This window comes from Rhodococcus sp. OS5 (genome assembly GCF_056837585.1).
In genome coordinates this window covers 2,685,576-2,707,985 of record NZ_CM166368.1, presented here as the reverse complement: position 1 = coordinate 2,707,985, position 22,410 = coordinate 2,685,576, and the positions used below count along the sequence as shown (strand labels likewise).

The window sequence follows — 22,410 nt, the reverse complement described above, 5'->3', positions numbered from 1 at the left end:
CCGACATGTCTCCGGGAAACCCAGACGAAAAGGACCGACGTTGGATCTCGCACAACGCCTCGACGCGCTCGAACAGATCGAGGAAATCAAGAAGCTCAAGCACGGCTACTGGCGAGCATGTGATGCCAAGGATCCAGTTGGGTTCCGCAACAGCTTCATCCGTTCCGGAGCGTCGATCGACTACGGCCGCCTCGGCGCCTTCGACGACGCGGGGCCGATGGCGGACATCTTCGAGAAGATCGCTCTTCGCAAGGTCGACGGCCGGTACGCGGTCCTCGACATGCATCACGGATTGCATCCCGACATCACACTGACCTCGGAGACGTCGGCGGTGGGGCGATGGGCTCTGCAGTTCCGCCAGATCGACACCGTCGGGCGCACCGAGAAGTTGATGACCGGCGAATACGACGACAAGTACGTGATCGAGGACGGTATGTGGAAAATGAGTCAATGCCATTTCACGGAGACGTGGTCGATCACCACTCCCCTGTCCCCGGACGCTGACATCGCCGAGGGTTCGTTGGGTGGGCCGCGATGACGACGAACGGAAAAGTTGCGCTCGTAACCGGTGCCAGCCGGAGCGTCGGCAAGGGCATTGCCCTCGCTCTGGGAAGCGACGGGTGGACGGTGTACGTGACGGCCCGAGGAACCGTCGGCGACGACGGCCCACTCGATCGCACCGCAGCCGAGATCACCGAGCGCGGTGGTCACGGCATTGCCGTGCAGTGCGATCACGCCGACGATCAACAGATCGTCGACCTGTTTGCACGCATCGCCGAGGAACAGTCAGGCCGCCTCGATCTTCTGGTCAACAACGTCTGGGCCAACCCGGCGGGCTATGCCGGCTTCGCCGATCCGTTCTGGAAGAGGCCGATCGACGATTGGGATTCGCTGATCGGAATCGGACTGCGCGCCCACTACGTTGCTTCAGTGGAAGCGGCGAAGTTGATGGTTCCCCGGGGCAGTGGAGTGATCGGCAACATCTCGTCGTTCGGCACCCGCGGGTACCTGCACTCTGTCCTGTACGGGATGTCGAAGGCAGGTTTGGACAAGATGGCCGCGGACATGGCTGTCGAATTGAAGGGGACCGGCGTCACCGCACTTTCCTTCTGGCTCGGGTTGATCCGCAACGAACGCATGGAGGCGAGTGGGATCGAGAGCTTCGAAGGCTTCTCCCTGGCCGAGGCCGAAACCCCGGAATTCGTCGGCCAAGTCATCACTGCATTGGCCAACGATCCAGAAGTGAACGCGCGCAGCGGTCACACACTGATCACCGCCGAGACGGCCGTCGAGTACGGAATCACCGACGCCAACGGGAAACAACCGGCGTCACACCGCAGTGCCTTCGGTGGCGGCCCGCTTTTCTGATTCATCAGTAGCAGTGGTCGCGTCGCGTGCCGGCACAGCACGCGGCGCTGCCACTCGCGCCTTCAGGGCAAGCCAGGCACACCCGATGACGACGACACCGCCGGCCACGATCGAGGGTGACAACGTCTCACCGAGTATCAGCGCCGACCAGGCAATGCTGAGCACCGGTTGAACCAACTGTGTTTGGCTCACAGTGGAAATGGGACCGATCGCCAGACCCCGGTACCAAGGAAAGAACCCGAGAAACATACTCACGCATCCCAGGTAGGCAAACGAAAGCCACGAATTCACATCGGCAGAGACCGGAGCCTGGGCCATGGACGCCACCGTCAACGCAATCGTGACCGGCAGTCCGAGAATCAATGCCCAGGCAATCGTCTGCCACGACCCGATCTCGCGGGCCAGCAACGCACCTTCCGAATATGCCAGCGCTGCACACACCACCGCGGCGAACAGAAGAAGATCAGCGAGATGAAACGAGCCGAGTCCGCCGTTTGCAATCGCCACGAACCCTACGACCGATACCGCGCCGGCGGCGCTTGCCCACCAGAATCCCTTACTGGGACGCTCTTTTCCTCGGACGACCGCAAATACCGCGGTCGCAGCGGGAAGTAGCCCGATCACGACTGCCGCGTGACTCGCCGGCGATGTCTGCAACGCAAACGTGGTGAACAGTGAAAACCCCAGTACCGCACCAACAGTCACGAGTGCGATGCGCAACCACTGCCGAAGCGTCGGAAGCGTCGCGCGAGTAACCGACAGCATCACAATCGCAAGGGCCCCGGCAACGACGGCGCGGCCCGCACCGACGAACAGGGGGTCGAGATCCGCGACGGCGACCCTCGTGAGCGGAACGGTGAACGAGAACGCCAGCACACCGAGCAAGCCCCACCACAAACCGGATCGAGACGATGGCATCGGTAGCGGTTCCTGCGGCGCGACGATAGCGCTACTCTTCATACTCATGTTTTACGATAGCAGTAGCACGCCAACTAGCGAAACTGGTACTTCAGGTGCGCACCCGTGTGCAGGAGATAGAAATTGCTCCGAGCAGTCCGACGAGCGCGAAAGCGTAGAAGCCCCACGGCACGGCGTAACCCGCACCCAGGAGGACTCCGCCCAGGATTGGGCCACAGATCGCACCGACCCGGCCGACACCTGCCGACCATCCGAGCGCGGTCGCGCGAATCTGAGGTGGGTGATTGGCGCTCGTGAAGGCGTAGACCAGTACCTGCGCGCTGAATACGAAGCATCCGGCGAGGAAGACCATCACGTAGATTCCGAACGACACCTTCACACTCAGAAGCGCCAGGAACAGTGCAGCTCCGGCGAACCACACGATGGCTGCAGTCCGCGGGCCGATCTTGTTCGCGACGCCCCCGGCGATCAACAGCCCGACGACGGCGCCGGCATTGAGGATCAGAAGGAACGTCAACGACGCCCCGAGGTTGTAACCGGCCTCACGCATGATCGTCGGAAGCCATGTGTTCAATCCGTAGACGAGCAGCAAGCCCATGAAACTGGTGATCCAGATGGCGATGCTGTTGCGCAAGAACTTCGAAGAGAACAGTGCGCGAACGGGATTGGCGGCTTCGGCGCGCTCAACTTCGGACGTGGGCGCAATCTCGAGTTCGACTCCGTAACGGGCAGCGATTTCCTCGGCTTCGGCACGCTTTCCGTGAGCGAGAAGGTACGACGGGGATTCCGGCAGATACCGCAACATGAGTGGAATCAGGGCGACGGCAGGAAGTGCGCCCACAACGAACATCGCTCGCCAACCGAAAGGTTCGATCACGACGAGCGCCAGCGCTGCGGTGGCAACGGCGCCGACGTGGTAGCCGGTCATCAGCATGGTCGACGCAGATCCACCGCCTTGTTTCTTCGAGAATTCGTTGACCAGAGCCAATGCCGTCGGTAGGGCGCCACCCAGCCCCACACCGGCAAGGAAGCGCAGCAGCCCGAAGATGAACGGATTGGGCGCAATTGCGCACAACAGAGTCAGAATCGAGAATGCGGCAACGGCGTACAGCAGCGCGCGGCGTCGACCGATGACGTCAGTGAGAGTGCCGATGACGAGGGCGCCGATGGTCATGCCGATGAGCCCGAAGGTCGAGATCATCGTAATCGTGCCGGTACTCAAACCCCACGCGTCGTAGTCGAGAAGCGAAGGAATGACCGCGCCGAGTACGACCAGGTCGAATCCGTCCAGAAGCACAGCGATCCAACACAACGGTGCTACCCACATTGCGGCACGCGCCCCAGGCGAACCGGTGATTGAACTCGACTGCGTATGCGGTGCGGTCATCGGATCCTCGACATTCACTGCTTGTGGGCGTTCGCGACCGGTTGGGATCCAGTAGTTCGGATCGAAACGTGTTCGCATTGCGAACGCCTGTTCATAATGAGCACATCGATTGTGTACGGAGTCACAACGCCATGTCAAACGTCGCGGTAATCTCGAGGAATGGCACTCTCCGAAAATGAGCGTGAACAGTTCCTGGCCGAACCCCACATCGGGGCGCTGTCCGTGGCGGACGGCACCGAGCGCGGTCCGTTGACCGTCCCGATCTGGTACCTGTACTCACCCGGTGGCAAACCATGGATCCTCACGGGCAAGGATTCGCGAAAGGCACGACTCATCGAGTCGGCCGGGCATTTCTCGTTGATGGCCGAAAGGCTCGATCCGACAATCCGTTACGTCAGCGTCAGCGGATCCGTCGACAAGATCGTTCCGGGCACCGACGAGATGCTGGTCGAAGTCTCGCGGCGTTACCTGGCCCCGGACAAGGTCGACGGGTATCTCGAATTCGCGCGATCGCAGTTGGGCGAACAGGTAGCGATCTACATGAATCCGCAGCACTGGCTGTCTGCCGATCTCGGGGCGATCTGACAATTCTCAGAAAAGCGAAGGCTCGGCGCGCCGGAGTGGCGCGCCGAGCCTGACCTGCATGTGGAGGGCTCTATGTCAGCTCTCGGTGAAGAAACGCACCCGATTGAGTCGATGACCGCTCGCCTCGAAGCCGAATAATGCGATGGCCGGTTCCCCGCACACGATGACGCTCGCCGTCACGGTGCGACCGGCAACCAGCATCTTGCTCTTCGTCACGCCGGTGAGCAGAGCGTTGACATCAGCGTTGGACAACTGCGTCCCCGCCGGAAGCTCGACGGGTACCGGCGGCGTTCGGCCGACAGCGGCCGCATCGAGGAACCGCGACGCTGCCTTCTTGCCTTTGTCTCCGACGCCGAAGATGCCGCGCGAGAACCCGAGCGCCCCGCCGATCCCCTGGTTCGAGAGCAACTGCGGCGTCAACTTCGCGGCCGCCTTCACCCCCGCCACACCAGCAGTCGCGAGCTGGCTCAACATCGTCGCCAATTCCCAATGCGCATAGAGGGTTCCGATCCGCAAGGAATCGGGCTCCCCCACCAAGTCGTAGCGCAAGTGCATCGGAACGTCGAGAACGACTCCGGTCGACATCTCGGTAGCGAGGCTCAGATCGCGCCACACCGTCCGGCCGCACACGATGTCGCGCTCGACATGGAAGGTGATCGAATTGGGGGCGATGAACGTGTCGTAGAAACTCTCGATCGCCGCCTGACCGTTGTGCGGACGTGAACCTACAGGGTCGTTGACCTGTCCGTCGCCGGCAAACAGGGCCACCCAGGTCGAGCGGTCATGCGCGCCGACGGCTTTCGGGGATCCCTCCACGACGGCCATCAACTGCTCGCGCGTCACCGGCGCGGTCACGCGCGCATCTCGTATGCACCGTCGTACGCCTTGACCTGCTGCCACACCCGGTCGAAGCGTTCACTGTCGACAACAGGCTTCCGCACCGCGGCCAGGGCCCATTTCTGCTGCTCGGGTGTCGACGACGGCTTTCCGTGCAGCGCGATCGCGTATCCCGAGAAGTCACGAATCTGGAAGTCGAAGATCTGATCGACAACGTCGGCGTCGAGCCCGCTGATCTCGGCCTGTTCGAGAATCAGATGACCGTAGACGACGAGAGAGAACAGGTGCCCGACGTTGAGCATGAAATCGAGATCCTTCTGCTGCTGCGCGTCCGGCGCTGCAGCAGTGAGCAATTCGGTGAGCGCGATCGCCTGCTCGTAAAAACGGGCGACGTTCGGAATCGAAGAGTGCTTCTCGTAGACGGGCTTCCACTCGTGGAACTGAATCTTCGCAGCGCCGCGGGTAGGCCCCTGGTTCCAGAAGAACTCGTCGTCGGCGGCGTCGTCGCGCGTGACGATCTCCGGGAACTGCGCCGAGTTGAACAGATAGTTCGGCAAGAACTTGAGAATCAGGCCGACGTTGACGTGGACGGTGCCCTCGAGCTTGGGCAGCGTGCCGATCATCTGCGCTGCCTCGCGGAAGTACGTGGACTTCTCGTATCCCTTGGCTGCGATCACATCGTGCAGCAACCCGACCACCTTCTCACCTTCGGAGGTGACCTTGGCCTTGGTCATGGGATTGAACAGCAGGTAGCGACGGTCCTCGAGGCTGGCGCTGCGGAAGTAGTCGACCGCCCGCGCACTGAACTGCTTCATCGCGATCAGACGTGAGTACGCGTCGACGAAGGCGGCGCGAACGTGGGCGAAATCCGTGACGGGATTGCCGTACAGGATTCGATTCTGCGCGTGAGTGATTGCCTCGAAGAACGCATGCTCGGTGATGCCGATGGAGCCGGTGCAGAGGTTGAACTTTCCGACGTTGACCGTGTTGAGCGCGGCCTCGAATGCGGCGACGCCGGTGTGCAGAATGTCTTCCTCGCGCACCGGGTAATCGTCGAGGCGGAAATTGCTGACATACATCTGCCCGCGCAGGACGTTGTCCACGAGCTGATAGTTCGGATGTGCACTGTCGGCGACAAAGAACACGTAGCCTTCGGGACCCTCGACGTCGGTACGACGCCCGAACACAGACACCATTCCGGCTACGTTGCCGTTTCCGATGTAGTACTTCTCGCCGCTCGCGCGGAAGGCGACGTCGCCGTCGGTGGGAGTGAGGAGCATGTCGGTGGAGTACACGTCGGCGCCGTGGTCGCGCTCGGACAGCCCGAACGCCATGACACCACCGTCGGCAAGTTCCTGCGCTGCACGCTTCTTCGCAGCGTCGTTGTCACTCATCCAGATCGGTCCGAGTCCGAGGATCGTGACCTGCCACGCGTACCAGTACGCCAGCCCGTAGAAACCGAAGATCTCGCTCAGAGCTGCGTTGCGGGCACCGTCCCAACGACGGTTCTCGTCACCGTCGGCGAATGCCGCCGGAGTCTGGAACGTCGCGAACAACTTCTCCTTGCCGACGAATTCGAGAAAGTCGGAGACCCACACGGCGTCGAGGTCGTCCTGAAGAAGTTGCTTCTTGCCGCGGCTCTCGAACCATTCGATGGTGGCTCGCAGCAAACGGCGGGTCTCCGGATCGAACTGAGCTGGGTCGTAAGTATGGGGGTTGAAGAGCAATCCATCGGTGCCAGACACGTCATTACCTTTCGTCGATGACGCTAAACTACCAGCGGGTAACTTTCCGCGGTGCGATTCATGGAAGACCTGCGATTCTTCGCGAATGCCACAGGTCCATCGGATTCCACGTGCCGGCCCGAGCGCGCGTGATCGGGTAGCACGCCAACCCGAGCAACAACGCAGACATGTGGCCGATGGCGGTGAAATTGGTGGCGAAAATCAGAGGTACACCGTAGAAGAGCAGCAACCCCGCGAGATAGATGTATCGCCACGGATCGACGATGCGGTACACCAGAATCCCCATGATGCCGGCCAGACCGTAGCTCACTCCCACGTCGAGAGTGTTGACCGCCGACTCCGCCACGTATCCGTGCCGAATACCTTCGTACAGAACACCTTCGCTGATGTACGTGGCTCCGACGTGGGCAATGACGACAACACACAACCACCGCCACGTCCCGAGCCAACGCTCAGCCGTTGCATGAAAGATGGTGAAGAGAACCAGGTATCCCAACCAACCGCCACCTTCGAGCCAGAAGGCACTCGAGAACAGGACTCGTAGCGGGTCTTCGGCCAGGTGATGCAGATTGGTCGAGCGCTTGCCGAGAAAACGCTCCTCGACATTGTCAGGCAGATGCCGCAGGAACAGTGTGGTGAACAGCAGGGCCAGCAACCAGACGTAGGTACCGGGAGCACTGCGCACCCATCGCCATGCCGCCTTTGCTGCCCCCAGCATCCTCACCGCTTCGAGTCTGCGCTCACTCGTTCACTACTGCAACGGCAAACCCGTCCCATCCCTTCGAACCCACGGTTTGAATGGCGGTGCCGTCGAGTTTCGGCTCGGCCGCGATCATCTCCAACACCGCTCGACTCGCTTTGACGCGCTCGTCGTCGATATCCGGGTTGGACACGTGTCCCCCACGCACCACGTTGTCCACGATGATGACGGTTCCGGGATGCGAAAGGGCCAATGCCCACCGCACGTACTCGGTGTTGTTCTCCTTGTCGGCGTCGATGAAGACCAAGTCGAAAGGTCCCAACTCTTCCTTCGCGATCGACGGGAGGCTGTCGAGCGCCGCCCCGACGCGGACGTCGACACGGTCAGCCAAGCCGGCGCGCTCGATATTCGCCCGAGCGACATCCGCATGGGTGGGATCGAATTCCAGCGTGATGACCTGGCCCGAGGGGCCGACCGCGCGAGCGAGCCAGATCGTGCTGTATCCGCCGAGCGTTCCGATCTCGAGAACATTGCGCGCCAGGCACATTCGCGCCAGAAGATTGAGGAGCTTGCCCTGGTTCGGCGCCACGTCGATGGGCGGGAGACCGGCCTCGGAGTTGGCGGCGAGTGCCGCGTCGAGAACCGGATCTTCACCTACCAACGTGGAGACAAGGTAACCGTCGACTTCTGCCCAATCCGGTTCGCGTTCCATAGCCACGATTGTGGCAGAAAAGAAGGGCCGCCGCAGACACCTCGGAAGGTGGCTGCGGCGGCCCAGACGACTATTCGAATCAGCCGCGAACTGCGCTGATGATCTCCTCGATCGCCGAGTCGGCGTCGATCTCACGGCTCTCGCCAGTGAAGCGGTCGCGAATTTCGACCTTGCCGTCGGCCCAACCACGGCCGACGACAACGATCAGCGGAACGCCGATCAGCTCGGAGTCCTTGAACTTCACGCCCGGCGATGCCTTGCGGTCGTCGAGGATCACTTCGAGTCCCGCGCGGTCGAGCTGCGCGGCGAGGCCTTCGGCGCCTTCGCGAGCGGTCTCGTCCTTGTTCGCAATGACGAGGTAAACGTCGGCCGGTGAGACCTCAGCGGGCCAACGCAGACCCTTCTCGTCATGGTGCTGCTCGGCAATGACGGCCACCAGACGCGAGACGCCGACGCCGTACGAACCCATGGTCGGGCGGACGGGCTTGCCGTTCTCGGCGAGGACGTCGACGGTGAAGACGTCGGTGTACTTGCGGCCGAGTTGGAAGACGTGCCCGATCTCGATACCGCGAGCCGAGACCAGCGTGCCGGCTCCATCCGGAGAGGCGTCACCGTCACGAACCTCGGCGGCTTCGATGGTTCCGTCGGGGGTGAAGTCCCGACCGGCAACGAGGCCGACCACGTGCTTGCCGTCTTCGTCGGCGCCGGTGATCCAGCTGGTGCCGTCGACGACACGCGGGTCGACAAGGTAGCGAACGCCGTTGGCCTGCAGCGCCTTCGGGCCGATATAACCCTTGGCCAGGAACGGGTTGTTCTTGAAGTCGGTCTCGGTGATCATCACGAACTCGGCCGGCTCGAGCGAAGCTTCGAGGCGCTTTTCGTCGACCTCACGGTCGCCGGGGATGCCGATACCGAGCAGTTCCCACTCGCCGCCGGGCAGGCGGGTCTTGACCATGATGTTCTTGAGTGTGTCGGCGGCGGTGACGGTACGGCCGAGATCAGCGCCGTTCGCCCAGTCCACCAGGGTGTCGATGGTGGGTGTGTTCGCGGTGTCGTACACCTTGGCTTCGGGCAGCCCGTCGAACGGAATCGAATCGGGAACAACAGTCTTGACGGCCTCGACGTTGGCGGCGTAGCCGGATTCGAGGCAGCGCACGTAGGTGTCTTCGCCGATCTCGCTCTCGGCAAGGAACTCCTCGGACGCGCTGCCGCCCATCGCACCGGAGGTCGCCGAGACGATGACGTACTTGACGCCCAGACGCGTGAAGATCTTCTCGTAGGCACCGCGATGCGCCTGGTACGACTCCGTCAGGCCTTCGTCGGTCAGGTCGAAGGAGTAGGAATCCTTCATGAGGAACTCGCGGCCACGCAGAATGCCGGCACGCGGACGCTCTTCGTCGCGGTACTTGGTCTGCACCTGGTACAGGGTGACCGGGAAGTCCTTGTAGGAGTTGTACTCACCCTTGACCGTCAGAGCAAAGAGCTCCTCGTGGGTCGGGCCGAGCATGTAGTCGTTGCCCTTGCGGTCCTTGAGGCGGAACAGGTTGGGGCCGTACTCGGTCCAGCGGTTCGACGCTTCGTAGGGATCGCGCGGGAGCAGCGCAGGCAGCAGGATTTCCTGTCCGCCAATTGCATTCATTTCTTCACGGACGACACGCTCTACCTCGCGCAGCACCCGCAATCCCAGCGGCAACCACGAGTAGACGCCTGGAGCGATACGACGCACGTAGCCGGCACGAACCAGCAGTTTGTGGCTGGCAACTTCGGCGTCCGAGGGATCGTCACGCAGGGTACGCAGGAACAGGTGGGACAGACGGGTAATCACGAGGTGTAAGGATAGTCGCCGCAGTCGGCCGAGCGGGCCTCGGTACGGTTACAGCGTGCTTGTACTGCTGCCTCCCTCAGAAACCAAGTCCGACGGCGGCAAGGATGCGCCCCTCGATCTGGCCGAACTGTCGATGCCCCAGTTGACCGAAACGCGCGAATTGCTGGTTCAGACGCTGGTCGATCTGGCCGCTGACGTCGAGGCGTCGTGCGAAGCGCTCGGGCTCGGCCCGACGCAAGCAGACGAAGTGGAGCGCAATGCCAAGCTGTGGGTGTCCGCGACGCGGCCCGCACTACAGCGCTACACCGGCGTGCTCTTCGACGCCCTCGACGCAAAGTCGTTCACCCGCGCCCAGAAGGCGAAGGCGCTCGATCGGATCGCCATTGGTTCCGCTCTGTTCGGTGCTGTCCGCGCAGGAGATCTGATCCCCGCCTACCGCCTCTCTGGCGGGTCCAAGCTGCCGGGGGTGGGGACGCTGCGCTCGCTGTGGAAGCCGGAGCTGCCGAAGGCCCTGGCCGCCGAAGCCGACGGCCTTGTCATCGATCTACGGTCCGGCACCTACCAAGACCTCGGACCGGTTCCGGACGCCTTGATCGCAACGGTCCTCACCGAGAAGCCGGACGGCACCCGCACTATCGTCAGTCACTTCAACAAGCACCACAAAGGTCTGCTCGCCCGTGCGCTGGTGGTCTCGCGTGCCGAACCGACCGACATCAAGGGTGTTGCGCGGGTGGCGTCGAAGGCGGGCTTGCGCGTCGAAATCGCGTCGGAGCGTGAATTGATCATCCTGACGGATTGATGGCTTCGTCTGTCAAGTGCCACAGAAGGTTTGGAATGTTTCGCTGAAAGACTGCGGAGCCGCCTCGGTGTAGTCAGCCCACTCGTCGCGTCGGTCGAATGGATGCGTGACAACCTCCAGCAGCTTCTCGAATGGAGCGAGGTCGCCGTCGGTCGCGGCGCGCAGGGCAGCGTCGAGCCGATGATTACGCGGAATGTACAGCGGGTTGACGCGATCCATCGCGCTCGCGGTCTCCGCGGCCCCGTGTCCGTTTTCGGTCAGGGCTCCCTGCCACCGCTGCAACCAGGGCGCGATGTGCTCCCGTGGCACGAGTTGGTCGAGAGGCGCCGAATTTCCGCGCAATTCGTCCGCGAGTGCGCGGAAACTGCCTGTCCAATCAGCTCCGTGTTCCGCCAACAACGTCAGCAGATCGTCGACGAGCGCCCGATCGCCAAACGGCTGGGCCAGACCGAGCTTTTCCGCGAAACCGGCAGCATAGTGTCCCTCATAGCGCTCGTCGAAGGTCTCGAGAACTGCCGACGCCGCGGAAATCGCATTGTCGGGTGCGGAATCGATCAGCGGCAACAGTGTTTCTGCCAAGCGCGCAAGATTCCACTTCAGTACAGCGGGCTGATTGCCGAACGCATAGCGGCCCCCGTGGTCGATCGAGCTGAACACTGCCGCCGGATCGAATGCGTCGAGGAAGGCGCACGGACCGTAATCGATGGTCTCTCCCGAAATTGTCGTGTTGTCGGTGTTCATGACGCCGTGCACGAAACCGATGAGCATCCACCTCGCCACCAGTGACGCCTGCGCCTCGACGACCGCCTCGAGGAACCTCAGATAGCGATTGTGTGTACCCGTTGACGGAAGTTCGGTCAGCTCCGGGTAGTGCCGGGCGATCGCGTAGTCGGTGAGCGGCTGCAAGACCTCGCCCTGCCGGGCCGCGAACTCGAAGGTCCCAACGCGTAGGTGACTCGACGCGATCCGTGCAAGCACGGCACCGGGTTCTGCGCCGTTGCGGCGAACGTCCCGTCCCGTCGCCACGACAGACAGCGCGCGCGTAGTGGGGACACCGAGGGCATACATCGCCTCACTGACCAGATATTCGCGCAGCATCGGCCCGACAACCGCGTACCCGTCGCCGCCCCGAGAGAACGGTGTGCGCCCGGAGCCTTTCAGATGCAAGTCCACTCGCTGCCCGGCACTGCTGACGAGTTCGCCGAGTAACAACGCCCGACCGTCCCCGAGAATCGGTGCGTACCCACCGAACTGATGACCCGCATACGCCATCGCCACCGGTGTGGCCCCGACCGGCACCGTCGACCCGGACAGGACGCCGATCCCGTCCACACTTCGCAGCGCTGCTACGTCCAATCTCAACGACGCAGCCAGCTGCTCGTTCACCACGAGCAACTGCGGGTCAGGGGCGGCAGCACCTTGCCACGGCACCGTCAGAGCGCCGAGTTCGTCGGCGAACGTGCTCTCGAGGCCGGCCACGATGGTGACCGTGTCTGCTGTGGATTCCTGGAATGCGGCCATCACACGAGAGTAGTCACCGTGCGACAACCTATCGATCAGCCCTGATCGATGTACGACTCGAGCTGATCGCGTTCGCTCTTGAGCTCGTCGATGCGGCTCTTCACCACGTCACCGATACTGACGATGCCGAGGAGGTTGCCGTCCTCGATCACCGGCAGATGCCGGATTCGACGCTCGGTCATGATCGCGGCAATGCTGTCCACCGCGTCTGCCGGAACGCACGTGTACATCAGAGCGGTCATGACCTCGGAAACCTGGATCCCGAGAAGGTCCGGGCCACGCTCGTGCAGGCGTCGAACGACATCGCGTTCGGAGATGATGCCGACCACCGCGTCGTCGTCGACCACCACCATGGCTCCGATGTTGTGGCGGGCAAGATCGCACAGCAGCCCGTTGACCGTCGTGTGGGCGTCGATCGTGACGATGCTGTTGCCCTTGTTTCGCAATATGTCCGCGATCCGCATCACGGCACCCCGATCCGTCGAGACTCTCGGCACGTCCTGCAACGATCGTATCGGCTAGCGAAGCGGAAAAACAGGACTGATCAGGCGATTCCCTGAGCTGCCTTCTCCGCAGCCTGTGCCTGGGCCACCTGAGCGGGAGTGAATTTGATGAACAGCGCAGAGATCGCGGCCAGCGCCGCGAAAATCGCGCAACCGAAGAGCGCGAAGACATAGCCTTCGCTCAGCGCTGACAGCTGCGCGGGCGTCATATCTGCAGCGACTCCGCTCACGCCGCCGAGCGAGAGGGTCCGGGACGTCGCCATCGCCCCCACGATCGCCAGTCCGACCGGACCGAAAAGTACCTGAGCAACCTGTGCAATCGCGGTCAATGGCCCGATGTCCTGTGGGCCCACGCCAGCAATAGCACACAGCGGGAGGGGAACGACGGCCAAACCCACACCGAAGCCGATTCCCACGACGAGGACAAACAGGTTGCCCATATAGGTGGTCGTCTCGTCCAAGGTCGACCCGTACAGGAGTCCCACGAACGTCAGCAGCGAACCCGTCACGATCAGCCATCGTGCCTGTACGCGAACTGCAAGTTTGGACGCGACGAATGCTGCCGCTCCCAGCCCGAATGCAAAGGGCACGAACGCGAGACCTGCGTGGAGCGGGCTGTATCCGAGGATGTCCTGGACGAAGAGCGCCACGAACGGCGCCAACGAAAACATCACGGCACCTATCAACGCGAGTGAAATGAACGTGAAGACGCGGTTTTTGTTCTTGAAGAGGCTGAACGGCAGCAGTGGATTCTCGGCGCGCCGTTCGACCAGTAGGAAGACGACGAACAGCGCGACTCCGCCGACGAGAGCACCCAACACTGCAGGGCTGGTCCAACCCATCTCGGGACCTTCGGTGAATCCGAAGACGATTCCGGTGCAGCCCACAGTGGCAAGAATTGCCCCTGGCACATCCAACTTCAGTCGCTCGGCTCCAGTTTCGACCAGGGCCTTGAATGCAAAACCGATGATCATCAGTCCAATGGGGACGTTGATCAGGAAGATCCACCGCCATGACACCTCGGTAAGTGCACCGCCGATGATCAATCCCGTCACCGAACCGATTCCGGTCATGGCGGCAAAGATCGCGATAGCCTGATTCCTGACGGGGCCGGGCGCAAACGTCGTCGCCACGAGAGCCAACGCCGTAGGCGAGGCGATTGCTGCACCGACGCCTTGAACTGATCTGGCCGCCACCAACATCGCTTCGTTGGTGGCCAAGCCGCATGCGAGGGAAGCAAGCGTGAACAAGATGACTCCGCTGAGGAACACCTTTTTTCGCCCGAAGGTGTCACCCAACCGGCCACCCAAGAGCATCAGTCCGCCGAAGGTCAATGCATACGAAGTGATGACCCAGTTCCGACCGGAGTCGCTGAGATCGAGATCCTCCTGGATCCGGGCCAAGGCCAACGACGCCACCGTGCCGTCGAGCACCATCATCAATTGCATACCGCTCAAGACGATGATCGCCAGTCCGAATGCCCGTGTCGCCACAGGGTACTTCGTCATGGTGTTTTCGGACCCAGCAGCGTTTTCGGATCTCAGGGAATCAGACACAAGACTTCACGTTACCCAGCGTCGACGGAAAAGCCCGCGACCGGCCCGATCACGATGATCGCCGGAGGCTTGATCTCCTCGTCCTTGACGCGCTGAGCAACGGTCGCCAGATCGGCCCGAAGTTCACGCTGGGTGCGCAGAGTGCCCTCTTGGATCACGGTGACCGGCGTGGTTGACGGGCGTCCACCGTCGACGAGTGCCTTCGCGAACTGATCGATGCGCTCGACCGCCATGAGCAGCACGATCGTGCCGCGCAACTTGGCCAGCGCCGACCAGTCGACCAGCGAATCCGGATGATCCGGAGCCACGTGCCCACTGACGACGACGAACTCGTGGGTGACCCCGCGGTGGGTGACCGGGATGCCTGCGGCCGACGGGACCGAGATCGCGCTCGTGATTCCGGGCACTACGGTCACCGGAACGCCGGCAGCGGCACACGCTTCGAGTTCTTCGTATCCCCGTCCGAAGACGTACGGGTCCCCGCCCTTGAGGCGGACCACGAACTTGCCTGCCTTCGCGTTGTCGATCAGCGCGGCGTTGATGGCCTCCTGAGCCATGGCACGGCCGTACGGGATCTTCGCGGCGTCGATCACCTCTACGTCCGGACCCAGTTCGGCGAGCAACTCCGGCGGAGCCAATCGGTCGGCCACGACGACGTCGGCGCGGGCGAGCAAACGGCGTCCGCGCACGGTGATCAGATCGGGATCACCGGGGCCACCACCGACGAGAGCAACACCCGCAGCGGCAGGCTCGGCCGTATCGGCGAGCACGCCCGACTGAAGACCTTCGACGACGGCGGTGCGGACTGCTGCCGAACGACGGTGATCGCCGCCCGCCAGAATTCCGATGCTCATACCGTCGTACTCGGCGCTGGCGGGAGTGACGGCGGTGCCGTGCTTCGCGTTGTCGGCGCGCACGCAGAAGATGTGGCGACGCTCCGCTTCGGCGACGATCGCCGCATTGGTTTCCGGCTCGTCGGTCGAGGCGATGGCGTACCACGCACCTTCGAGGTCGCCGTCGGCGTACGGGCGCTCTTCGACCGTGATCTGACCGGCAGTGGCCATACCTTCGACGGCTGGAGTGAACGCGCGACTGATGACGTGAACGCGGGCACCAGAGGCGACCAGCAGTCCGAGTCGGCGCTGAGCCACAGTGCCGCCACCGAACACGACCACGCGTCGATCGGTCAGGTTGAGGCCGACCAGGTAGTTGGTCTCGTCTGCGGTGGACTCGCTCACTCGCACTCCGTTTCGTTGTCAGAATTGGTCAAGCTGGAGGGAACTTTACGGGCCGCGGCCACGGTCACTCCATCCCTGGCAGTCTTGGCCAGCACAAGTCGGCCGCCCCCGGACGCGAGGATCGCAGCCGCTTCCGCGACGCTTGCCGTTCCGACGGCGTTCTCGACGCGAGGCGATGGTGACGGAACTTGAACTCGCGCAAGTACGTCCGGGGCGAAACTCACAATCGGGACGTTCAGTTCATGGGCCGCTGTCAGAAGAGCCGAAGACTCAGCTTTTGCCGCCACAGTGGCGAGTACCACGATCTTCCCTTGCGCCGCGAGCACAGCCTTCACCGCAGCGACGATGTCCTTCGCGGTGACACTCGTCGTGAATCCCACGCCGATACAGAGGTCATCCCCGTGCGGCATCGACGAACTTCGCGATCGATTCGGGCTGCCCCACCGGATGAGTGTGGAGATACGACGCGTGGACGCCGCCGCGAACAAACCCTTCGCGGACACTGCCGCCGTCCCAGGGCCGCCACCCCCACGCACTTCCGCAACCGTCCGCGTCTGCCGAGACGAGAGACGTTCGGTGGAACTCGTGACCGGTGACGCGGGAGCCTGCGTCGAAGAGGCTGGAGTCGCTGATCGCCACTGCTTCGCGGTACCCGAGGGTCAGGCGTTTCCCGAACGTCGCATCCACTCCGACCACACCGGCCATGCTGTGACCGTCCAAGCTGCGAGCGAGGTAGAGCAGACCGGCACACTCGGCGTGGATCGGTGCACCGCCGTCCGCCAGATCGCGAACCTGCTGCAGCAGTACGGTATTGGCCGCAAGGTCTACCGCGTGTTCTTCCGGGAAGCCACCGGGAAGGACCAAAGCGGCAGTTCCCGCAGGAAGCTCGTCCCGCAACGGGTCGAACACCTGCACGTCCGCGCCGGCGGCAGTCAACAGCTCCCGGTGCTCGGCATAGCCGAAGGTGAAGGCCGGGCCACCCGCCATGGCAACCACAGGCCGAGACTCTGCGTGTGCGCCGACCTCGGCAACCGGATCCCATGCAGCTGCACTCACGTTCGAGGCGGCCAGTGCGCGAACAGCACCCAGATCGACGTGCGAGGCAATCAAATCGGACATCGCGTCCACTGCGGCCACAGCGGCGGCGCCGTGCTCGGCCGCCGGAATCAGGCCGAGGTGCCGGGAGGGAACTTCGAGTTCCGTCAACCGTGGCACAACTCCGAGCACTGCGACGCCGACCTTGTCGCACGCATGACGCAACACCTGCTCGTGACGAGCGCTCCCGACGCGATTGAGAATGACGCCGCCGATGCGCACACCTGCGTCGTAGGTCGCGAAGCCGTGGAGTACGGCGGCCAGACTCTGACTGTGCCCACGGGCGTCGATCACGAGGACTACCGGCGAACCGAGGATCGACGCGACCTGCGCCGTCGATCCCTCCGCCGACGGCTGCGAGTTTGCCTCGTCGATCTTCCCGTCGAACAGACCCATGACGCCTTCGACCACGGCGATGTCGCAACCAGCGGTTCCATGCCGGTAGAGCGGTCCGATGCGATCCGGGCCCACCAGAACAGTGTCGAGGTTGCGTCCGGGCCGCCCTGCCGCGAGTCCGTGATAACCCGGGTCGATGTAGTCCGGCCCCACCTTGAAGGGTGCAACGCTGCTACCGGACCGTCGCAGCGCGCCGATCAATCCCGTTGCCACCGTAGTCTTTCCGCTACCCGAGGCAGGAGCAGCGATCACCACGGCCGGAGTGGAAGGACTTACCATTCGATGCCCCGTTGGCCCTTTCGGCCGGCATCCATCGGGTGCTTGATCTTGGTCATCTCGGTCACGAGGTCGGCGGCGTCGATCAACGCCTGCGGGGCGTCGCGTCCCGTGATGACAACGTGCTGGTTGCCCGGACGATCGCGCAGTGTCTGCACGACCTCGTCGACGTCGACCCAGCCCCACTTGAGCGGATAGGTGAACTCGTCGAGGACATAGAATCGATGTTCCTCGCTCGCAAGCCTTCTCGCGATCTCCTGCCAACCCTCCGCAGCGGCAGCAGCATGATCTTCCTCGCTACCGGCCTTGCGTGTCCATGACCAACCTTCGCCCATCTTGTGCCACTGCACCGGCCCACCGACGCCGGTTTCGTCGTGCAGGTTTCCGAGCGCGCGGAACGCGGCTTCCTCTCCGACCTTCCACTTGGCACTCTTCACGAACTGGAACACGCCGATGTCGAACCCCTGATTCCAGGCACGCAGCGCCATGCCGAAAGCGGCGGTGGACTTACCCTTTCCCGGGCCGGTGTGCACGGCAAGTACCGGCGCGTTACGACGCTGACGCGTGGTCAGACCGTCGTCGGGAACTGTCTCGGGAACACCCTTGGGCATCGTGAACTCCTGAGCTGGGATCTAGGCTGCGGCGCGGACGACACCCGCGACCTGCTGCGCTGACAATTCGGCGAGGCGGACGTATCCGCCACGTAGTTCTCGCGCCAACTCGGCCGCCAGCCCCAGACGCACGAGGCCGGTCTCGCAGTCGACGACGATGGACGCGACGGACGCGTCGGCGAGAAGATGCGCGGCGACGCGGGCGCGGTGCAGCGCGTCCTTGCCGCCGGTAGCCCGGCCGTCGGTGAGTGTGACGACGAGGGCGCGACGCTGCGGGTCACGAAGTCGTTCACGCAGAACCACTTCGCGAGCACGCAGGAATCCCTCTGCGAGTGGGGATTTGCCGCCGGTACGCATCGACTGCAAGCGACGGACAGCGATGTCCACCGAAGATGTCGGCGGCAGTACGAGCTCCGCTTCACGACCACGGACGGTGATGACGGCGACCTTGTCGCGGCGCTGATAGGCGTCGCGGAGCAACGAGACAACCGCACCGGTGACCGCGGAGAGGCGGTCGCGTGCTGCCATCGACCCCGACGCGTCGACAACGAAGACGATCAGATTGCCTTCTCGCCCTTCACGTATCGCGCCGCGGAGATCAGCGGGTGCCAGCCGCAACCGTCCAGCAGTGCGACCACGGGCAACTTGAGACTCGGCTGCGGCAAAGACCGTGCTCGTCAGATGCAATCCGTGCCCACGCTCCCGCGTGGACCGCACAACTCGTCCACGGGACGACATGGACCGCGAGCGTCGTCCCGGTGCACCTTCACCGACTCCCGGAACTTCGAGGAGCTTGGCCTTGAATTCGCCGGCCGGTGGAGCCGAGGGGCGATCGGTGGCGCGTACTCCCCCACCAGGTCCGTCAGGGTCGTCCGGGCCGTCGTCGTCAGGCCCGTCGTCGTCCGGCCCTTCGTGTCCGGGACCGCCGTCATCGGAGCCGCCATCTTCCGGGCCACGGTCTTCGTGATTTTCGGGAGGTTCGGGCTCTCCGTCGCGCGCGTCGTCCTCTACCTGCGACTGAGCATCCTGATCAGCCTGCTCGAGCGCATCGTCCAACTGCTGCTGATCCAAGCCGGGCTCGTCGAACGGATCGCGGCGGCGGCGATGCGGCAGCGTCAGTTCCGCCGCTACTCGTACGTCCTCCGCAGTGACTTCACTGTCGCCGCGCCAGGCAGCGTGGGCCGTCGCGGTGCGCGCCAGCACCAAGTCCGCGCGCATACCGTCGACGTCGAACGACGCACACAGCGAGGCGATACGGCGCAGTTCGCGGTTACTCAGCTCGACCGAGTCCAATTTCTCACGCGCCGTGAGGATTTCGGACGCCAACTCCTCATCGGCGGATACGTACCGAGCGACAAATGCCTCGGGGTCACGCTCGTAGTCGAGTCGGCGACGCACCACTTCCATGCGAATGTCGACGTCGCGGGACGCGGCGACGTCGACAGCCAGACCGAAACGGTCCAGAAGTTGCGGACGCAGTTCTCCCTCTTCGGGATTCATCGTGCCGACGAGTACGAACTTGGCCGGATGCGAATGGGAGATGCCGTCACGCTCGATGTGAACCCGACCCATCGCCGCGGCGTCGAGAAGCACGTCGACCAGGTGGTCGTGAAGCAGATTCACCTCGTCGACGTACAGAACACCCTGGTGAGCGGCGGCGAGCAGTCCAGGTTGGAATGCGCGCTCACCGTCACGCAGAACCTTCTCCAGGTCGATCGAACCGATCACCCGGTCTTCGGTGGCGCCCACGGGCAGTTCGACCAAGCGGGCCGGTCGTGTCGTTCCGGCGTCGTCGACCGCGGGCAGCAGCGCAGTCAGCGCGCGCACGACCGTCGACTTGGCAGTTCCCTTCTCACCGCGGACCAGGACCCCACCGATCCCTGGATGCACCGCACACAGGATCAGCGCCAATCGCAATTGATCCTGGCCGACCACAGCACTGAACGGGAAGCCCGCCACTGGTCGATCTTCTTCACTTCGCACGTCGATATCCCTCCACCTCTCGGTTTCCTCGCCGAGAATTTGGCTGCACTCGAATGTCGCGGCAACCTGGCTGAGATCTCCCGGTTTATCGGTAGAGGAGAGATCTTTCACAGTGGCGGGACCGCGCCTGGATCGAACAGGACTTCCCCGCGAACATTCGGTATCGAAAAAACCCTAGTCGGCTCGCTTTCCCACGAGCCGACCAGGGTCAATTCTCCGACAAACTAGCTGACGGCCACGAAAGGCTCTCCCCCACCTCGACGCATCGGGGTGTGCGGGATGCCGTCTTCGATGAACTCTTCGCCGTCAGCCTTGAATCCGTGCTTGGCGTACATCTCGACCAGGTAGGTCTGGGCGTTGATCCGACACGGCGCTTCGCCGACCTCGGCCAGTGCGGCCTGCAGGAGGCGGGTCGTGTGGCCCTGGCCGCGAGCTTGACGCGACGTGCACAGGCGTCCGATTCGGAAGCTCTTGTTTCCGTCGTCGTGCTCTTCGAGCAGCCGGAGCGTGCACACCACCTGGCCGTCCTGCTCGAGCCAGAAGTGGCGTGTTTCCGTCAGCAGGTCCCGCCCGTCCAACTCGGGATACGGGCAAGCCTGCTCGACGACAAAGACCTCCACTCGAAGCTTCAACAACTCGTAGAACGTCTTGTTGTCGAGATCGAGTGCCCATGAACGCTTCAAAGCTGCTGTTGCCGTCATGGGTTGGACTATCACACAGTCGCGGCGGTATCCGCGACCGGAGCCGATTCGGAAGCACCGGCGGAATCGAGCTCGAGAACCTTCGAGGACCAATCCCAGACCTGGTTGAACAGGCCTTCGTTGTCGGTGAGCTTGACGCCGATGGACGGAACCATCTCGCGGAGCTTGCCCTTCCAACCCTGGAACTCGGTCGGGAAGCAGCGCTCGAGTACGTCCAGCATCGCCGGGACGGCCGTGGACGCACCGGGCGAAGCACCGAGCAGGCCGGCGATGGAACCGTCCTCAGCGGCGACCACAGCGGTACCGAATTCGAGGACACCACCCTTGCCCTTGGCACGGCGGATCACCTGGACGCGCTGGCCCGCGGTGATGAGTTCCCAGTCCTGGGCCTGCGCCTTGGGCGCGAACTCACGCAGATCCCAGATGCGACCGGCTTCGTTCTTGGCAAGCTCGCTGACCAGGTACTTGACCAGGCCGAGCTCGCTGACACCGACACCGAGCATCGAGAGGATGTTGTTCGGCTTGACCGAGCCGGGCAGGTCCGTGACGCGACCCTGCTTGAGGAACTTCGGCGACCAACCAGCGTAGGGACCGAACAGCAGACCCGGCTTGTTGCCGATGACACGGGTGTCCAGGTGAGGCACCGACATGGGCGGGGCGCCGACGGCAGCCTTGCCGTAGACCTTGGCGCTGTGCTGGTCGATGAGTTCGGGGTTGGTGCATCGCAGGAAGGCACCGCTGACCGGGAAGCCACCGAAGCCCTTGGCTTCCTTGATGCCCGACTTCTGCAGCAGGTGCAGGGCGCCGCCACCGGCACCGACGAACACGAAGCGCGAGCGAACGGTGCGCTTTTCACCGGTGCGACGGTTGGTGACCTTGACGGTCCAGGACTTGTCCGAGTTCTGGGTCAGGTTGGTGACCTCGTGGCCGAAGTACATCTTGCCGCCGGTCTTGCCGATGTAGCCGATGAGCTGCTTGGTGAGCGCTCCGAAATCGACGTCGGTGCCGTCCTGGCTCCAGTTCAGGGCGATGGGATCGGAGAAGTCGCGTCCCTTGGCCATGAGCGGCAAACGCTTGCTGAACTCGGCCGGATCGTCGATGTACTCCATACCGCGGAAGAGCGTGTGGCCGGCAAGTGCGTCGTAACGAGCACGGAGGTACTTGGCGTTGGCCTCACCGTGAACGAAGCTCACGTGCGCGATGGGGTTGATGAATTCCTTGGGCTGTGTCAGGACGCCCTGCTCTACCGCGTGTGCCCAGAACTGGCGTGACACCTGGAACTGCTCGTTGACGTTGACGGCCTTCTTGATGTCGACCGTGCCGTCCGAGTTCTCAGGTGTGTAATTGAGCTCACACAGGGCTGAGTGACCGGTTCCCGCGTTGTTCCAGGGGTCGCTGCTCTCGGCTGCGACGGCATCGAGCCGCTCGAAGGTCGAGATCGACCAATCGGGCTGCAGCTGGCGCAGCAATGCACCCAGCGTGGCGCTCATGATGCCTGCGCCCACGAGCACTACATCCGTCTTCGTCTCTACCGCGTTCTGATTCGACACTGGAGAATCGACTTCCTTGTCATTAGCCGTGCGCGCATCCGCCTGCTGTGTTACGCCGAATAGGTTACCCGTGCGTACACGCGCGGTTCACCACCCCCAATTGT

21 protein-coding genes are annotated in these 22,410 nt (G+C 63.2%); 4 read left to right on the top strand and 17 right to left on the bottom strand.

Translation table 11 applies throughout. The features are described 5' to 3' along the window. Positions 1–40: 40 nt before the first annotated feature. Positions 41–538, top strand: a complete 498-nt coding sequence (locus tag ACVZUB_RS12805; protein ID WP_007735030.1) for a nuclear transport factor 2 family protein — start codon at positions 41–43, stop codon at positions 536–538. Then, positions 535–1,368 carry an SDR family NAD(P)-dependent oxidoreductase gene (locus tag ACVZUB_RS12800; protein ID WP_003942723.1) on the top strand — a complete coding sequence of 278 codons (834 nt, stop codon included), beginning with the start codon at positions 535–537 and terminating at the stop codon, positions 1,366–1,368. Before ACVZUB_RS12805 ends, ACVZUB_RS12800 begins: the two co-directional genes overlap by 4 nt. Here the strand turns inward: ACVZUB_RS12800 and ACVZUB_RS12795 are convergent. Together ACVZUB_RS12795 and ACVZUB_RS12790 are read right to left on the bottom strand one after the other, a co-directional pair. Beyond that, positions 1,330–2,286 carry a DMT family transporter gene (locus tag ACVZUB_RS12795; RefSeq protein ID WP_007735024.1) on the bottom strand — a complete coding sequence of 319 codons (957 nt, stop codon included), beginning with the start codon at positions 2,284–2,286 and terminating at the stop codon, positions 1,330–1,332. The genes ACVZUB_RS12800 and ACVZUB_RS12795 overlap by 39 nt on opposite strands. Before the next feature lie 91 nt (positions 2,287–2,377). Next, positions 2,378–3,673 (bottom strand): MFS transporter, encoded by a 1,296-nt coding sequence (locus ACVZUB_RS12790; protein ID WP_063316737.1) that lies wholly within the window; start codon positions 3,671–3,673, stop codon positions 2,378–2,380. A gap of 159 nt (positions 3,674–3,832) precedes the next feature. Here ACVZUB_RS12790 and ACVZUB_RS12785 point away from each other — a divergent pair, with 159 nt between their 5' ends. After that, complete coding sequence (locus tag ACVZUB_RS12785) at positions 3,833–4,258, top strand: pyridoxamine 5'-phosphate oxidase family protein (protein ID WP_003942732.1); 426 nt, start codon at positions 3,833–3,835, stop codon at positions 4,256–4,258. A gap of 75 nt (positions 4,259–4,333) precedes the next feature. Here ACVZUB_RS12785 and ACVZUB_RS12780 read toward each other — a convergent pair whose 3' ends face one another. The 5 genes from ACVZUB_RS12780 to ACVZUB_RS12760 all read right to left on the bottom strand — a co-directional run bounded on the left by ACVZUB_RS12780 (position 4,334) and on the right by ACVZUB_RS12760 (position 10,077). Continuing rightward, positions 4,334–5,113, bottom strand: a complete 780-nt coding sequence (locus tag ACVZUB_RS12780) for a nuclear transport factor 2 family protein (protein ID WP_030535621.1) — start codon at positions 5,111–5,113, stop codon at positions 4,334–4,336. Further along, entirely contained in the window at positions 5,110–6,840 is a 1,731-nt protein-coding gene (locus ACVZUB_RS12775) for an acyl-CoA dehydrogenase family protein (RefSeq protein ID WP_007735018.1), read from the bottom strand. The genes ACVZUB_RS12780 and ACVZUB_RS12775 overlap by 4 nt, the downstream gene beginning before the upstream one ends. Positions 6,841–6,898: 58 nt before the next feature. Continuing rightward, positions 6,899–7,558 carry a rhomboid-like protein gene (locus ACVZUB_RS12770; RefSeq protein ID WP_007735016.1) on the bottom strand — a complete coding sequence of 220 codons (660 nt, stop codon included), beginning with the start codon at positions 7,556–7,558 and terminating at the stop codon, positions 6,899–6,901. Positions 7,559–7,580: 22 nt separating this feature from the next. Beyond that, entirely contained in the window at positions 7,581–8,252 is a 672-nt protein-coding gene (locus tag ACVZUB_RS12765) for an O-methyltransferase (RefSeq protein ID WP_020969392.1), read from the bottom strand. Between the two features lie 79 nt (positions 8,253–8,331). Next, positions 8,332–10,077, bottom strand: a complete 1,746-nt coding sequence (locus tag ACVZUB_RS12760) for a proline--tRNA ligase (protein WP_054188575.1) — start codon at positions 10,075–10,077, stop codon at positions 8,332–8,334. Positions 10,078–10,132: 55 nt separating this feature from the next. Between ACVZUB_RS12760 and yaaA the strand changes: the two genes are divergently transcribed. Then, positions 10,133–10,876 carry a peroxide stress protein YaaA gene (gene yaaA, locus ACVZUB_RS12755; RefSeq protein ID WP_482628455.1) on the top strand — a complete coding sequence of 248 codons (744 nt, stop codon included), beginning with the start codon at positions 10,133–10,135 and terminating at the stop codon, positions 10,874–10,876. Positions 10,877–10,888: 12 nt separating this feature from the next. On the opposite strand, the gene ACVZUB_RS12750 is transcribed toward yaaA, so the two are convergent. The 10 genes from ACVZUB_RS12750 to mqo form a co-directional block, all read right to left on the bottom strand. Further along, complete coding sequence (locus ACVZUB_RS12750; RefSeq protein ID WP_482628454.1) at positions 10,889–12,397, bottom strand: protein adenylyltransferase SelO; 1,509 nt, start codon at positions 12,395–12,397, stop codon at positions 10,889–10,891. 35 nt (positions 12,398–12,432) lie between these two features. Then, positions 12,433–12,861, bottom strand: a complete 429-nt coding sequence (locus ACVZUB_RS12745; protein WP_007735005.1) for a CBS domain-containing protein — start codon at positions 12,859–12,861, stop codon at positions 12,433–12,435. 80 nt (positions 12,862–12,941) lie between these two features. Next, positions 12,942–14,408 carry an MFS transporter gene (locus ACVZUB_RS12740; protein WP_042925809.1) on the bottom strand — a complete coding sequence of 489 codons (1,467 nt, stop codon included), beginning with the start codon at positions 14,406–14,408 and terminating at the stop codon, positions 12,942–12,944. Positions 14,409–14,467: 59 nt separating this feature from the next. Next, positions 14,468–15,694: a uroporphyrinogen-III C-methyltransferase gene (gene cobA / locus ACVZUB_RS12735; RefSeq protein WP_047271356.1), complete on the bottom strand. Its 1,227-nt coding sequence runs from the start codon at positions 15,692–15,694 to the stop codon at positions 14,468–14,470. After that, positions 15,691–16,104 carry a cobalamin biosynthesis protein gene (locus tag ACVZUB_RS12730; protein WP_063316562.1) on the bottom strand — a complete coding sequence of 138 codons (414 nt, stop codon included), beginning with the start codon at positions 16,102–16,104 and terminating at the stop codon, positions 15,691–15,693. The genes cobA and ACVZUB_RS12730 overlap by 4 nt, the downstream gene beginning before the upstream one ends. Continuing rightward, on the bottom strand, positions 16,088–17,464 hold the full coding sequence (locus tag ACVZUB_RS12725; RefSeq protein WP_039973452.1) for a cobyrinic acid a,c-diamide synthase CobB: 1,377 nt from the start codon (positions 17,462–17,464) through the stop codon (positions 16,088–16,090). Before ACVZUB_RS12725 ends, ACVZUB_RS12730 begins: the two co-directional genes overlap by 17 nt. Then, positions 17,458–18,072 (bottom strand): cob(I)yrinic acid a,c-diamide adenosyltransferase, encoded by a 615-nt coding sequence (cobO, locus tag ACVZUB_RS12720; RefSeq protein ID WP_003942784.1) that lies wholly within the window; start codon positions 18,070–18,072, stop codon positions 17,458–17,460. The genes ACVZUB_RS12725 and cobO overlap by 7 nt, the downstream gene beginning before the upstream one ends. Before the next feature lie 21 nt (positions 18,073–18,093). Next, entirely contained in the window at positions 18,094–20,055 is a 1,962-nt protein-coding gene (locus tag ACVZUB_RS12715; RefSeq protein WP_042925829.1) for a magnesium chelatase subunit D family protein, read from the bottom strand. 224 nt (positions 20,056–20,279) lie between these two features. Next, a complete protein-coding gene (locus ACVZUB_RS12710) occupies positions 20,280–20,756 on the bottom strand; it encodes a GNAT family N-acetyltransferase (RefSeq protein WP_003942808.1) in 477 nt (158 codons plus the stop codon). Between the two features lie 11 nt (positions 20,757–20,767). Beyond that, positions 20,768–22,306 carry a malate dehydrogenase (quinone) gene (mqo, locus tag ACVZUB_RS12705; RefSeq protein WP_003942820.1) on the bottom strand — a complete coding sequence of 513 codons (1,539 nt, stop codon included), beginning with the start codon at positions 22,304–22,306 and terminating at the stop codon, positions 20,768–20,770. Positions 22,307–22,410: the final 104 nt, after the last annotated feature.

Coding starts and splice junctions, on each gene's coding strand:
- cobO (WP_003942784.1), bottom strand. CDS start 18,072: ATGCCCAAGGGTGTTCCCGAGACAGTTCCCGACGACGGTCTGACCACG.
- ACVZUB_RS12800 (WP_003942723.1), top strand. CDS start 535: ATGACGACGAACGGAAAAGTTGCGCTCGTAACCGGTGCCAGCCGGAGC.
- ACVZUB_RS12740 (WP_042925809.1), bottom strand. CDS start 14,408: ATGACGAAGTACCCTGTGGCGACACGGGCATTCGGACTGGCGATCATC.
- ACVZUB_RS12745 (WP_007735005.1), bottom strand. CDS start 12,861: ATGCGGATCGCGGACATATTGCGAAACAAGGGCAACAGCATCGTCACG.
- ACVZUB_RS12795 (WP_007735024.1), bottom strand. CDS start 2,286: ATGCCATCGTCTCGATCCGGTTTGTGGTGGGGCTTGCTCGGTGTGCTG.
- ACVZUB_RS12765 (WP_020969392.1), bottom strand. CDS start 8,252: ATGGAACGCGAACCGGATTGGGCAGAAGTCGACGGTTACCTTGTCTCC.
- ACVZUB_RS12770 (WP_007735016.1), bottom strand. CDS start 7,558: ATGCTGGGGGCAGCAAAGGCGGCATGGCGATGGGTGCGCAGTGCTCCC.
- ACVZUB_RS12785 (WP_003942732.1), top strand. CDS start 3,833: ATGGCACTCTCCGAAAATGAGCGTGAACAGTTCCTGGCCGAACCCCAC.
- ACVZUB_RS12710 (WP_003942808.1), bottom strand. CDS start 20,756: ATGACGGCAACAGCAGCTTTGAAGCGTTCATGGGCACTCGATCTCGAC.
- ACVZUB_RS12790 (WP_063316737.1), bottom strand. CDS start 3,673: ATGACCGCACCGCATACGCAGTCGAGTTCAATCACCGGTTCGCCTGGG.
- ACVZUB_RS12730 (WP_063316562.1), bottom strand. CDS start 16,104: ATGCCGCACGGGGATGACCTCTGTATCGGCGTGGGATTCACGACGAGT.
- ACVZUB_RS12750 (WP_482628454.1), bottom strand. CDS start 12,397: ATGGCCGCATTCCAGGAATCCACAGCAGACACGGTCACCATCGTGGCC.
- ACVZUB_RS12725 (WP_039973452.1), bottom strand. CDS start 17,464: ATGGTAAGTCCTTCCACTCCGGCCGTGGTGATCGCTGCTCCTGCCTCG.